Annotated in this window: 13 protein-coding genes; all 13 read left to right on the plus strand. The window is 64.1% G+C overall.

The features are described from left to right. Positions 1–135: 135 nt before the first annotated feature. Positions 136–1,350 (plus strand): ABC transporter substrate-binding protein, encoded by a 1,215-nt coding sequence (locus tag G7047_RS26160; protein WP_166311241.1) that lies wholly within the window; start codon positions 136–138, stop codon positions 1,348–1,350. Positions 1,351–1,367: 17 nt separating this feature from the next. Continuing rightward, positions 1,368–2,228, plus strand: coding sequence for an acyl-CoA dehydrogenase (locus tag G7047_RS26165; protein WP_166311242.1), 861 nt, complete (start codon positions 1,368–1,370; stop codon positions 2,226–2,228). Positions 2,229–2,259: 31 nt separating this feature from the next. Then, positions 2,260–3,003, plus strand: coding sequence for an SDR family NAD(P)-dependent oxidoreductase (locus G7047_RS26170; RefSeq protein ID WP_166311243.1), 744 nt, complete (start codon positions 2,260–2,262; stop codon positions 3,001–3,003). A 24-nt stretch (positions 3,004–3,027) separates the two neighbouring features. Beyond that, positions 3,028–3,954 (plus strand): NAD(P)-dependent oxidoreductase, encoded by a 927-nt coding sequence (locus G7047_RS26175; RefSeq protein ID WP_166311244.1) that lies wholly within the window; start codon positions 3,028–3,030, stop codon positions 3,952–3,954. A 3-nt stretch (positions 3,955–3,957) separates the two neighbouring features. Beyond that, a complete protein-coding gene (locus G7047_RS26180; RefSeq protein ID WP_166311245.1) occupies positions 3,958–4,836 on the plus strand; it encodes a branched-chain amino acid ABC transporter permease in 879 nt (292 codons plus the stop codon). Further along, on the plus strand, positions 4,829–5,845 hold the full coding sequence (locus G7047_RS26185; RefSeq protein WP_240939271.1) for a branched-chain amino acid ABC transporter permease: 1,017 nt from the start codon (positions 4,829–4,831) through the stop codon (positions 5,843–5,845). The genes G7047_RS26180 and G7047_RS26185 overlap by 8 nt, the downstream gene beginning before the upstream one ends. After that, positions 5,842–6,633, plus strand: coding sequence for an ABC transporter ATP-binding protein (locus G7047_RS26190; protein WP_240939272.1), 792 nt, complete (start codon positions 5,842–5,844; stop codon positions 6,631–6,633). Before G7047_RS26185 ends, G7047_RS26190 begins: the two co-directional genes overlap by 4 nt. After that, positions 6,626–7,387 (plus strand): ABC transporter ATP-binding protein, encoded by a 762-nt coding sequence (locus tag G7047_RS26195; RefSeq protein WP_166311246.1) that lies wholly within the window; start codon positions 6,626–6,628, stop codon positions 7,385–7,387. Before G7047_RS26190 ends, G7047_RS26195 begins: the two co-directional genes overlap by 8 nt. A 22-nt stretch (positions 7,388–7,409) precedes the next feature. Further along, the gene (locus G7047_RS26200; protein WP_166311247.1) at positions 7,410–8,336 is read left to right on the plus strand and encodes an SMP-30/gluconolactonase/LRE family protein; all 927 of its coding nucleotides are present in this window, start codon (positions 7,410–7,412) and stop codon (positions 8,334–8,336) included. 53 nt (positions 8,337–8,389) lie between these two features. Then, entirely contained in the window at positions 8,390–9,382 is a 993-nt protein-coding gene (locus G7047_RS26205; protein ID WP_166311248.1) for a tripartite tricarboxylate transporter substrate binding protein, read from the plus strand. Positions 9,383–9,485: 103 nt separating this feature from the next. Next, positions 9,486–10,715, plus strand: coding sequence for a MaoC family dehydratase N-terminal domain-containing protein (locus G7047_RS26210; protein ID WP_166311249.1), 1,230 nt, complete (start codon positions 9,486–9,488; stop codon positions 10,713–10,715). A 52-nt stretch (positions 10,716–10,767) separates the two neighbouring features. Beyond that, positions 10,768–11,952, plus strand: a complete 1,185-nt coding sequence (locus G7047_RS26215; RefSeq protein WP_166311250.1) for a CoA transferase — start codon at positions 10,768–10,770, stop codon at positions 11,950–11,952. Continuing rightward, positions 11,952–13,154 carry a CaiB/BaiF CoA-transferase family protein gene (locus G7047_RS26220; RefSeq protein ID WP_205904677.1) on the plus strand — a complete coding sequence of 401 codons (1,203 nt, stop codon included), beginning with the start codon at positions 11,952–11,954 and terminating at the stop codon, positions 13,152–13,154. Before G7047_RS26215 ends, G7047_RS26220 begins: the two co-directional genes overlap by 1 nt. Positions 13,155–13,188 lie beyond the last annotated feature (34 nt).

Genomic DNA, 13,188 nt, shown 5'->3' on the forward strand with positions numbered 1-13,188 from the left:
AACGCCTGTCAAAACCCTTATTGCTGGGGTAATCCCTGTTGTTTTCAATGTTGTTGAATTTATATGATGCATTCTATGACGCTGAAACAGCGCGTCTGGTTTGCAGTCCGTTACAAAAACTCTGGAGACAAAACCATGCGTAGAAGGTCATTCATCGCTACCGGCACCGCTGCAGCAGCGTCCGCCGCATTGCCTCAACTGGCAAATGCGCAGCAAGCGTCGCCGGGCATCGACGTGAAGAACAAAACCGTTACCGTCGGCGCGTTCACGCCGATCACCGGCCCGGTGCCGTTCTATACGGTGCTCACGCACGCGGCAGAAGCCTGCTTCAAGTGGGCCAATGAGACCAATGCGCTGAACGGCTGGAAGATCAACTACATCACCTACGACGATGGCTACGAGCCCGCACGCAGCGTGGCCGTGACCAAACGGCTTGTCGAAGAAAACAAGATTTTTGCGCTAGCGGCACCCACGGGCACGGCGCAGTCGGTGGCGGTGATTCCTTATGCGAAGGAAGTCGGGTTGCCGGTGATCGGGCCGATTGGTGGTGCTACGGCGTTGTTCTCGGAGCGACTGGTGTTTCCGCTGTTGCCTGACTACGGCTGGTCGGCTGCATCCAATCTGGATTTCGCGTTTGAGGAATTGAAGCTCAAAAAGGTTGCCCTGCTTTGGGAAAACGACGAGCTGGGCCGCTCCGCAAAACGGGGTTTCGATCTGTACATGGAGGCCAATAAAAAAGAGGTCGCAGAGTCGATTCCCTTTGAAGTGCGCAACACCGATTTCACGCCGCATGTGCGCAAACTCGCCAACGTGAAGGCCGATGTGGTGATCCTGTTCGGCTCCAACGCCAATCTCGCGTCGGCACTCAAAGCGGCGGAGCGCGTGGGTTTTGAGAGCAAGTGGATGGCTCCGTTTTTCACTGCCGACCCAACCACACGCAAGCTCGCGGGCGACTTGCTCAACGGTACGTATTTCTCGTCGTGGCTGATGCCCGTGGGCGCGGACGATCCCGAGATCAAGGCCTATCGTGAGAACGTTCCCAAGCTCTACCCGAATGACCCCGTGGGCGTGTTTGGCCTCAACGGCTGGAGCAACGGCGCGCTGTTCGTGAAGGGTTTCAAGATGCTGCTCGACAGCGGCAAACCGCTCACCCGCGCCAATCTGGTCGATGTGATGGAAACCATGACCAACGCCACCGTAGGGGGTGCGCGCAACGTGAGCTACAAGGCGGGCGACCATCGCGGCGCGCGCCAGGAAGCCATCATCCAGGCGCGCCCTGACGGCAGTTTCAAGCTGGTGCGCGATTTCCGACCTTATCCCGCGAATGTGTTCGACGCCAAGCTGGCGTGATGTTGTTGAAGGAGTGAATGCAAGTGACTGCTGCTGCGTATGAATCCTGGGTTGGCCGCGAAGAAGAACATCGCGAGCGCATCCTGCCCCACGCCGTGCGCGCCATGGCCGCAACGCTCGATCTGGAGCGCGTACCGGGTCAGGGCGCGGCGCTGCCACCCGGCTGGCAATGGATGTTCTTCAACCCGGTGGTGCGCCGCAGTGGTCTGGGTGCGGACGGTCATCCACAGCGCGGCGGCTTTCTGCCGCCCATCGAGTTGCCGCGCCGCATGTGGGCGGGCAGCCGCATCCAGTATCTGGCCGACCTGCCGATAGACAGCATGGCCACGCGCCGCAGCCTGATCAGCAAGGTGGAAAACAAGGTCGGCAAGCGCGGCTCGCTCTGGTTCGTGACGGTGGTGCATACCACCACCTGCGAAGGCAAGACCTGCATCGTCGAAGAGCAGGACATCGTATACCGCGAAGCCACACCACCCAGTACACAGTCCAGCACGCCGCAGCCCAAGCCAGAGCCCTATGCCGAGGCTGCAGAGTTCGGGCGCGATTTCCAACCCGACACCACGCTGCTGTTCCGCTACTCGGCGCTCACCTTCAACGGCCATCGCATTCACTACGACCAGAGCTATGCGCGTGATGAAGAGGGCTACCCCGATCTCGTGGTACACGGCCCGCTCACGGCGACGCTGCTGCAGCAACTGGCGCTGGAGCAGGGCGGCGGCAAACCGCTTGCGCAGTTCGATTTTCGCGGCGTGAGCCCGCTGTTTGTGGCGCGCGGGTTCCGGCTTGAAGGCAAGCGCGAAGGCGATGGAAGTCTGTCGCTGTGGGCGCGTGGCCCGGATGGTGAACTGGCGATGTCAGCCAAGGCGAGCTTTCGCTGAACCCAAAAAGAAATATCAAGGAGCAAATGAGATGACACAGCATATGAGTGGCCCGGCGGATCTGAGCGGACAGGTTGCCTTCATCACTGGCGGCGCAGGCGGCATGGGCCGCGCGATTTCTGCGGCGTTCGCAGCAGCGGGCGCCAAGGTGATCGCCACTGACCGCGCAGCCAGCGAAGACCTGGGCGCGAGCGTCGAGTACCTGCAGTACGACGTGACCTCGCGCGCCGAAACCGACAAGGTGATGGACGCGGTGATCGCCAAGCACGGCAAGATTGACATCCTCGTGCTGTGCGCCGGCATCATCGCCCGCACACCGCTAGGCGAGAGCACCGACGACGAGTGGGACGCCATCATGAACGTCAACGTGCGCGGTGTCGTCAACCCCACACGCAAGCTGTTCCCGCTGATGTGCAATCAGGGCTTCGGCAAGATCCTCGCGGCGGGCTCCATCGCGGCGAAGAACGGTGGCGTCGCATCGGGCCCGGCCTATGTGGCATCGAAAAGCGCGGTGCACGGAATGATGCGCTGGATCGCCAAGGCCGGTGCGCCGCACGGCGTTTACGCCAACACGCTGGCCCCTGGCCCCGTGGAAACCGCGATGTGGGCCAACGTGACCGGCAGCGCCGCGCCATCTGCCAACAACACCGTGCCGCTGGGCCGCTACGGTACCGCGCAGGACATCGCACAGGCGGCCCTTTTTCTGTGCTCGCCCGCATCGAACTGGATCACCGGCACATCGCTCGATATCAGCGGCGGCATGTGGATGAACTGATTGGGAACACACAGGAGACACGTGATGACAACCAACAGCAATGCAGCGCCCGTGATCGGCTTTGTCGGCCTCGGCGTGATGGGTGGGCCGATGTGCCGCAACGTGGCGCTCAAGCATGCGGGCGCGGTGCTGGCGTTTGACAGCAATGATGCGGCGTTCGAGGCAGTGAACGAGACCAAGGCGCAGCGCGTCGCAAGCTTGGCCGAATTGGCGGCGCAGGCTGACGTGGTGTTTCTCTCGTTGCCCGGCGGGCCTGCGGTCGAGGCGGTGTGCCTTGGCGCGAATGGACTTTCCAGTGGGGCCCGCAAACCGCAGGTGATCGTGGACCTGAGCACGACCACGGTGGCCTCGGCGCGCGGAGTAGGCGAGAAGCTTGCGGCGATGGGCGTGGCGTTTGCCGATGCGCCAGTGGCCCGCACCCGTGAAGCGGCGCAGCGCGGAGAGCTCAGCATCATGGTGGGTGCATCGGTCGAGCTGTATGCGCGCATCGAGCCACTGCTGCGCTACATGGCGTCGGATGTGACGCTGTGTGGTGACGTGGGTTGCGGTCAGGTCGTCAAGCTGATCAACAACGCGCTGGTGTTCGAGAACACCGTCGCGCTGGCAGAGATGATGGTGCTCGGCGAGCGTGCGGGCGTGGAGCCGGGCACACTGCTCGATGCTGTCTCTAAGGGCTCAGGCGACAGCTACGTGCTGCGCAACCATGGCCGCAAGGCGATGCTGCCGCGCGTGTTTCCTGACAAGTCGTTTTCGCCGGAATACGTGCTCAAGGACATCGGCTATGTGCTCGAACTCGCGAACTCGACCGGCGTCGACGCGCAGGTCACCGAGCTTGCGCAGCGCTATTACACGGCTACGGCGCAGGGCGGATTCTCGGGTCGCTACTATCCGGCGGTGATCGAGGTCATCGACGGCAAGGGCTGCGCGGCTGGTGCAGCGGCAAAGGCCTGAGCCATGGCCGATATCCTTGGACTCATTTGGGCGGGCATGGTCAGCGGGTGTCTCTACGCCCTGGGTGCCATCGGCATCGTGCTGATCTACAAAAGCTCCAACGTCGTGAACTTCGCGCACGGCAATCTGGCGGGGCTGGCCGCGTTTCTGGTGTTCGGCTTCACCGCAGGAATTCTCGGCAACATGGCCTGGGGCGTGGCGCTGATGCTCACGCTCGCGATCATGATGGTGGTGATGGCGATCAGCTACTTCGTTATCGCGCCGCTGGTGTTCAAGTCCGATCTCACCAGCACGATTGCGACGCTGGGCATCGGCCTCATCGCGCAGGGCGTCACGCAGCTGGTGTTCGGCTCGAACGTGGTGTCGCTCGATCTGCCGCTGCCCAAGTGGAGCGCCCAGATCGGTGCCATGCGCATCTCGGCCTATGACCTTGCGGTGCTGTTCGTCACGGCGGCATCGGTGGGTTTGCTGTATCTGCTGATCGAGCGCACACGGGTGGGCATCGCGTTCCGTGCGGTGTCGGCCAACCCGTTCGCAAGCCGCGTGTGCGGACTCAGTCTGCGCCGTATCCATCTGTTCTCGTTCGTGGTGGCGGGACTGCTCGGGCTGGTGGCGGCTTTGTTGATCGTGCCGACCACGTTTCTTTCTTCCACCAGCGTGTCCTCGTTCATGCTGCAGGCCTTTGCGGCGGCGGTGGTGGGCGGTTTCAGCAGTCTGCCGGGTGCCGTGGTGGGCGGCGTATTCATCGGCGTGCTGATGAATCTGCTGTCGTTCTATGTCGCTGCGGAATTCACCAATACCTACCTGCTCGCGGTGATTCTGCTGACGCTCAATGTGTTCCCCAAGGGCGTGCTCGCCCGCCGAGGAGGTGCGCGTGTCTGAAGCCACCATGACATCTTCCGCTGCAGTGAAGCGCGTGCCCGAAGTGGCGCCGCCACGGCCTGCCGAGCCCACTGCACGCCGCCCGTTGCCGCTGCGTGCGATGGCCGGTGTGGCCGTGCTGCTCGGTCTGATTGCGCTGCCGCTGCTCGCGGGCGGGTACTGGACCTTCACGCTCGGCCTGTGTTTTGCCAACGCCATCGCGATTCTGTCGGTGAGTCTGCTCGTGCGCTACGGCGGCGAGGTATCCATCGGCCATGGCGTGTTCGTTGCGGCGGGGGCCTACACGGTCGCTTTGATGGAGAAATACCTCGGCGTCTCGGTGCTCATGGCGCTGCCGTTTGCGGCGCTCGCAGGTGGGCTGCTTGGCATCGCGTTTGCGTTTCCCTCGCGCAATCTCTCGGGCATCTATCTCGCCGTTGCCACCATGGCGCTGGCGCTTGCACTGCCTGAGTTGCTGCTGTATTTCAGCAGCATCACGGGCGGCTATGAAGGCCTTTATGTGAAGCGCGATGCGCTGCCCGGCGTGTCACGCGATCTGCAGCGCTACTACGTGCCGCTTGCCGGTCTGGTGGTGGTGGCGCTGCTGCTGAGGCAGTTTCGCCGCTCGCGTCAGGCGCTGGCGCTACTGCTGATCCGCACCTCGGCGCCGGCGGCAGAATCCTTCGGTGTGCGTCGCAGCTGGGCGCGGCTGTCGTGCATGGCGCTGTCGGGCGGCATCGCGGCCATCGGTGGTGCGCTACTGGCGTTCAGTTCGTCGACCGTGTCGCCCAACAGCTTCACGCTGTGGACGTCGATCTTCTTGCTGGTCGGATCGGTGGTCAGCCTGTATTCGCTGGGCATGTTCGGCAGCTTGATCGGCGGCGTCTTTCTCACGCTGATGCCGCTGTTGTTGGCCGGTGCGGGCGACTGGGTACCGATTCTGTACGGCGGTGCGCTGCTGCTCGTGGTGCTCGGCGCGAACCTGATTCCCGAATCCTGGCGCGTGCGTCCGGGGGGAGGCGCTGCATGATGACGACTGCTACATCCATGGCTGCAGCGCCGCTCACGGTGAAACACTTGTCGCTGTCCTTCGGCGGAAACCGTGTGCTGCAGGACATCGCGTTGTCGGTGCAGCCAGGCGAAATCACCGGCCTGATCGGCCCGAACGGCGCTGGCAAGACCAGTTTCTTCAACTGCCTCACGGGCCTCTACTCGCCGCAGGAGGGCAGCATCTGCCTTGGCCTGCAGCATCTGGAGCGTATTCCGCCGACGGGTCGCGCTGCGCTGGGCTTTTCGCGCAGCTTCCAGCATGTGGCGCTGTGCCCCGAGCTCACCGTGGCCGAGAACGTGATGATCGGCCTTGATCGCCAATCGCACGCGGGCTGGTTGAGTGCGTTTCTCGCGCTGCCCCAGGGCAATGCCGAGCGCGCCGCGAATCGCGAACGGGCGCTGGGTGCGCTCACGCGATTGGGCGTGGCGGAGGTGGCCGACGAATACCCCGCGCAACTGCCGCCGGGCGTACTGCGATTGGTGGAGATCGCACGCGCGATTGCCGGTCAGCCGCGCGTGTTGCTGCTCGACGAACCGGCGGCCGGACTCAATTCGGTGGAGACGCGTGATCTCTCGAATGCGCTGCTCAAGCTGCGCTCACCCGATCTGGTGCTGTTGGTCGTGGAGCACGACATGGACTTGATCATGGAGGTCTGCGATCACATCCATGTACTCAACGGCGGCAAGCTGCTGGCATCGGGCACGCCCGCGCAGATCCAGGTGAATCCAGAGGTCGTGCGCGTCTATCTGGGAGACGACGATGAGTGAGCCGCAACCAGTTAACAAGCTTCTGGAGCTCGACGGGCTCACCGTGAGCTACGGCGCAGGGCCGGTGGTGCACGGCGTGACGCTGGCGATGGAGCAGGGCAGCGTGGCGGGCCTGCTGGGCGCAAACGGCGCGGGCAAGTCGAGCACATTGCGCGCGATTGCGGGGCTCGAAGCCGCGCAGGGGCGCGTGATCTTTGAAGGCCGCGACATCTCCGCAATGAATGTGACGCAGCGCTTTCACGCTGGGATTGTCTACGTGCCTGAGGGCCGCGCCATCGTCACCGATCTGACGGTGGAGGAGAACCTCACGCTCGGCGGCTACTTCGTGGACAAGCCCACGCGCGTGCGGCGTCAGCAGATGGTGCTCGAATTCTTTCCCGAGATCGCCAACCGCATCAACGCGCCTGCGGGCCTGCTGAGCGGCGGCGAGCAGCAGATGCTGGCGATTGGGCGCGGTTTGATGTCGGGGCCCAAGCTGCTGCTGCTCGACGAACCATCGCTCGGTCTCGCGCCGCTGCTGGTGGCGCGGGTCTATGAGCGATTGGGCGCGATCCAGAAAGAGCAGAACCTCTCGGCGCTGCTGGTCGAGCAGAGCTTTCATGCTGCGGCCAAGCTCGCCACGCGGGCATGGGTGATGCGGCATGGGCACATCGTCGGCACGCTCGACGCGCAGGAGCTGCGCAGCCGCGAAGGTCGCCAGCGCGCAATTGACGCTTACCTCGGCGCGCGGCAAGAAACCGCTGCACACGCCTGAACAGGAACCAGGAGCACACACAATGCAGACACTTCCACTCAAAGGCCGCGTGGTCACCGATGGCCTGCTGTTTCCCGAAGGCCCGATTGCGCTGCCCGATGGCAGTGTGCTGGTAGCCGAGATTCAAGGCGCGCGTCTGGTGAAGGTGTATGCCGACGGCCGCAAACAGGTGGTGGCTGAAATCGGTGGTGGCCCGAACGGCGCGGCGCTCGGGCCGGATGGCCATGTCTATGTGTGCAACAACGGCGGCTTCAACTGGCGCACGGACGATGGTTTCACGAGGCCCACCGGCGCGGCGGCGGATTACCAGGGCGGCTGCATCCAGCGCGTGAACATCGAGTCCGGCACCGTGCAGGTGCTCTACAGCGAATGCGATGGTGCACCGCTGCATGGCCCAAACGACATCGTGTTCGACCAGCAGGGCGGCTTCTGGTTCACCGATTTCGGCAAGACGTTTGAAGACCGCATCATGCGCGGCGCGCTGTACTACGCGCGCAGCGATGGCAGTCTCATTCGCCGTGCGGCAAAGCACCTGCTCACGCCCAATGGCGTGGGCCTGTCGCCTGATGGCAAAACGCTCTACCTGTCGGAGACCGAGTCGAGCCGTCTCTGGTCCTACCCCATTGTCGGCGTGGGCGAGCTGGCGCTTGAGCCCTGGCCATCGCCGAATGGCGGTCGGCTGGTGCATGGGCTGCCGGGTTACCAGCGCTTTGATTCGCTGGCGGTTGAGCAGGGCGGCAACATCTGTGTGGCTACGCTGGTGCGCGGTGGGATCAGCGTGTTTTCGCCAGCGGGCGAGTTGCTCGAATTTCACACCGCGTCGGAAGGCTACTGCACCAACATTTGTTTTGGCGGGCCGGATCACCGAACGGCCTTCATCACGCTGTCCGGCTATGGACAGCTGTTCGCCGCCGAATGGCCGCGGGCGGGACTACCGTTGGTGGCTTGAGGAGTAGTGGACCAATGGATTCAACCCTGTTGTTTGACCTAGGAGGAGAGCGCATGAAACCCGTACCTCGACAACGGCGCAGAGCCCTGTTGTTGTGTTCATTGACCGCAGCCTGTGCGCTGCAGTGGCTGCCCGCCAGCGCGCAGCCGGGCTGGCCCGACAAGCCGATCCGCGTGATCGTGCCGTATGCGGCGGGGCAGGGCGCCGATGTGCTCATGCGTCTGCTCGGGCAGGAGCTGTCCGCCTCGCTCGGCCAGCCGGTGATCGTGGACAACAAGGCGGGCGCGGGCGGCAACATCGGCACGGCGGCGGCGGCCAAGTCCGCGCCGGACGGCTACACCTTTCTGCTCGGCACCAACGCGACGAACGCAGCCAACGAGTTTCTGTATTCCAACCCGGGCTACCACCCGGGTACGGATTTCGAATCGGTGGCGATGATCGGCCTCCTGCCGATGGTGATCAGCACCTCGGTGGCGGACCTGCCGGCCAATGGCGTGGGCAAGCTCATCGCCCAGGCCAAGGCCAAGCCAGATACCTTGAACGTGGGGCTGCCCAGCACCACCGCCAACGTGGTGTTCGCCCAGTTCGTGAAGATGGCTGATGCGCCGCTGTTCGGGGTGAAGTACAAGTCATCGGGCCAGGCGCTCACCGACACCATCGGCGGGCAGATTCCGCTGGTGATCGACACGGTGACCGCCTCGCGCGCGCACATCGCCAGCGGCAAGCTGAAGGCCATCGGCATCACCTCGCGCAACGCCAGCGAGATGCTGCCGGGCGTGCAATCGATCGCCGATCAGGGCGTTTCTGGCTTCGATGTGGTGGCATGGGATGCATTGTTTGCGCCAAAAGGCACACCGACGTCGGTCGTCCAGAAAATGAGTGAACATGTCGCCAAGGCCCTCGCCCAGCCCGAAATGCGCAAACGCATGATGGACATCGGAGTCGAGCCGATCACCATGAATCCCGCGCAGATGCGTGATTTCGTGAAGCAGGAGCGCCAGAAATGGGGTGATGTGATCACCTCTGCCAACATCAAAGTGGACTGAGTCCGGAGCTACCCTTAGCCGTCGAATCAGCGAATTGCTGGATTGACATCTTTCCAAAAAGAATGCATTCTGCATTGAGCATCAAACCAAAGGAGATTTTTTGATGAACACCGCAACTCTCGAATCCCAAGCCGCAGCAGCCCAGGCCGACGTGGGCAACCGCCCCGCCGAAGGCCGCATCACCGACGAGGCCGTGGCCGCAGCGCGCGCCATGATCGGCCTGCACCTGCGCCCCGAAGGCCCCTACCTGCAGGACGCCACGGCCGACACGCTGCGCAACTGGTGCAACGGCATTGGCGACCTGAATCCGCTGTACCGCGAAGTGGGCTATGGCGCGAGCACGCGCTACGGCAGCGTGGTGGGTCACCCGATGTTCCCGATGGCCTTCGGCTGGCTGGGCCGCACACGCTGGGGTCTGCCAGGTGTTCACGGCTTCTACGCGGGCAACGACTGGGAGCTGTTCCGCAACATCAAGCCCGGTGACCGCATCACCGCCATCGAACGTGTGGTCGGCGTGGAAGAAAAGGAAAGCCAGTTCTCCGGCCGCCTTGTGCTGCAGTACGTGGAGGCCTCGTACTACAACCAGCGCAGCGAGCTGGTGGCGCGCGGCCTCGGCACCTGCACACGCCACGAGCGCAAGGCAGCGCGCGATGCGGGCAAGTACAAGGAAATCGTGCAGCACGAATACTCCGACGAAGAGCGCGACCGCATCGACGAGATGATCCTGGACGAGCCCAAGAACATTCGCGGCGCCAACGTGCGCTACTGGGAGGAAGTGCAAGTCGGCGAGGAATTGCCGACCATCGCGCGCGGCCCACTGTCGCTGATGGACACCATGGGCTTTCTGGTCGGCTGCGGACGCGGACACACGCATGGCGTGGTGCTGCAGGCGGCCGTCAAGCACCCGGGGCACTTCTTCCGCAATCCTGAAGCGGGCGGCGGCGTGGAATACACCGGCATCGGCCATCACCGCGAATCGGTGGCCAAGGAAGTGGGCGTGCCCGGCACCTATGACTACGGCCCGCAGCGCTCGTCGTGGATGTGCACGCTGGTGACCAACTGGATGGGCGACGCGGGCGTGCTCAAGCGCGTGCGCAGCGAGATGCGCCGCTTCAACATCGTCGGCGACACCACGTACTGCAAGGGCAAGGTGGTGCGCAAGTATGTGAAGGACAAGACCGGTCTGGTGGACATCGAGATCCAGGCGGTGAACCAGCGCGGCGAGCTGACCACCCCCGGCATTGCCACGGTCGCGCTGCCTTCGCGTGATGTGAAGCTGCCCGCGTTCCTCGACGGCTCGGCCATCGACCTCGAGCTGCCGGTGGTGCGCTGAGCGCGAATCGGGTTTCGCAACGACGACAAGACTGAGCTGGAAGGAGGTTCACATGCAAGCCGAATCCGTGTCATCGCCCCGGTTGGGGGTGGCGGAACTGCCCCTCGCGGGCTGCCGGGTCATCGAGCGTTCGCGCTCCGTTGCCGCCGCGTATGCGGGCAGGCTGCTGGCGGCGATGGGCGCGGAAGTGGTGATGCTGGAACCTCCACAAGGCTCCGAACTGCGCCGGGCGCCGCCGCTGCTCGACGACACCGGCGAGAGCGCGCTGTTCGCCTATCTGTCGCTCGGCAAGCGCAGCCTGATTTGCGATCTGGAGGACGGCGCGGCGCGCGGCACGCTGCTCCAGGTGCTGGGCGATGCGCACATCCTCATCGACGACACGCCCGTGGCGCAGCGCGCGGCGCTGGGGCTGGACCCGGACAGCATCGCAACGGTCTTTCCGCATCTGGTGCATGTGAGTGTGCTCCCGTTTGGCGCGGCTGGCGACAAGGCGCACTGGAGCGCGGAAGAGATCAATCTGTTGCATGCGGGAGGCGAGGGGTTTCTGCTTCCCAACGGGTTGGCCAACGAGCTGTTCCCGGACCGCCCGCCGCTCAAGATCTACGGCCACTTCGGTAGCTATCAGGGCGGCTGCATGGCGGCGATGAACGCGCTCGCCGCATGGTGGGCGGCACCGGCGGTGGGCGGGCAGTTCGTTGATGTGTCGGTGCAGGACGCTGTGCTGGCAGTGGGCGCGTTCGCGCTGCAGAGGCTCGGCGATGGCTCGCTTGAGCACCGCACCAGCAGGCGCTTTCGCTACGGCGGCGTGTTCAAGACGCTCGACGGCTACATGGAATTGCTCACGCTCGAAGACCGTCAGTGGCGCGGCCTGGTGCAGTTGCTCGGCAGTCCGGCCTGGGCGCTCGATGCCGCACTGAATGACCCGCTTGAGCGCAGTCGCCGTGGTGACGAAATCAACGGCCACATCCGCGAGTGGATGGCACGACATGCGGTGGACGACATCGTGCAGCGTGCGCAGGAATTGGGCGTGCCGGCCGCCAAATACCGCACGCCGGAAGACGTGGTGCAGGGCGATCACGAACGTGCGCGCGGACTGTTTGCATCGACACAGCTGGAAAGCGGACGCGAGGTGGAGCTGCTGTATGCGCCGTTCCAGTTCCACTGCTCGCCGCTGCGCGCTGGCGAAGAAGAAAGCCGCGTGCCTGCACTGGGTGAAATGACGGAGGAAATGCTGTGATGATGAATCGCGACAACGCGCCACTCGCAGGCGTGCGCATTGCGGATTTCACGATCCATGCGGCGGGGCCGTTCTGCACGCATCTGCTCTCGCAGCTCGGCGCGCAGTGCATCAAGATCGAGAGCCAGACGCGGCCCGACGCGTTCCGCAAGCCGCATGCCGTGTATGGCCGCATGACGGCCGCCACCTTCGATCAGGTATCGGCCAACAAGCTATCGGTGCGGCTCAATCTCAAGAACGCCGAAGCCATCGAAATCGCCAAGCGCATCGTCGGCGTGTCCGACATCGCGGCGGAGAGTTTTCGGCCGGGCGTGATCAAGCGTCTGGGTCTCGGTTTCGACGTGCTGCGCGAAGTGAAGCCGGACATCGTCATGCTGTCGCTTTCGTCCTGTGGCCAGAGCGGCCCTGATTCGCACTTTGCGGGCTATGCGCCGCTGTTCGGTGCGTGGGGTGGCCTTGGCTGGATGACCGGCTATGCCGATGGGCCACCGGTGGAAATGCGCCACGTGATGGACCACTCTGCAGGCATGCACGCCGCGCTAGCCACCATTGCCGCGCTGCAGCAGCGCCGCCGCACAGGTTTGGCGCAGCACGTGGATCTGGCCGCGCGCGAAGTGGCGTCCGCCATGATCGGTGACGCGCTGGCGATGGCCAGCGCCGGTTTCACGCCGCAGCGTCCCGGAAACTCCGATCCCTCGATGGCGCCGCACGGCGTTTATCCCAGCGCGCGTGCCGACCGTTGGATCACCCTCGCCGTGCGCAACGACGATGAATGGCAGCGCATGCTCAGAGCACTGGAGGTGCAATGCGACGCGCCTCATCTGGCCACCACGCAGGGCCGCGTCAAACACGCGCATGTGGTGGACGAACTGGTCTCGGACTGGCTCTCGCGGCACGACGCCGACCAGATTGTCGCCCGCCTGCAGAAGGCCGGGGTGAGCGCGCATGTCTCATGGAACATGCAGGACATTGCGGACGACCCGCACCTGCGCGCACGCGGCACGGTGACACAGGTGAGCGCCGATGACCTCCCTCCACGCCCCGCAGTCGGCGCGCTTGCGCGATTCAGTCGCACAGACGACGTGGGCATACACCGCCTGACGCCCGCGCTGGGTCAGGATGAGGACTACGTGTTCGGCGAGCTGCTGGGCCTTTCCAGCAGCCAGCGCGCGGAGCTCGAAAGTCGCGAAGTCATACTTTGAATTTCATTCAAGCAGTCAACAAACACAAGGAGCA

This window comes from Diaphorobacter sp. HDW4A, assembly GCF_011305995.1.
Taxonomy (GTDB): Bacteria; Pseudomonadota; Gammaproteobacteria; order Burkholderiales; family Burkholderiaceae_C; genus Diaphorobacter_A.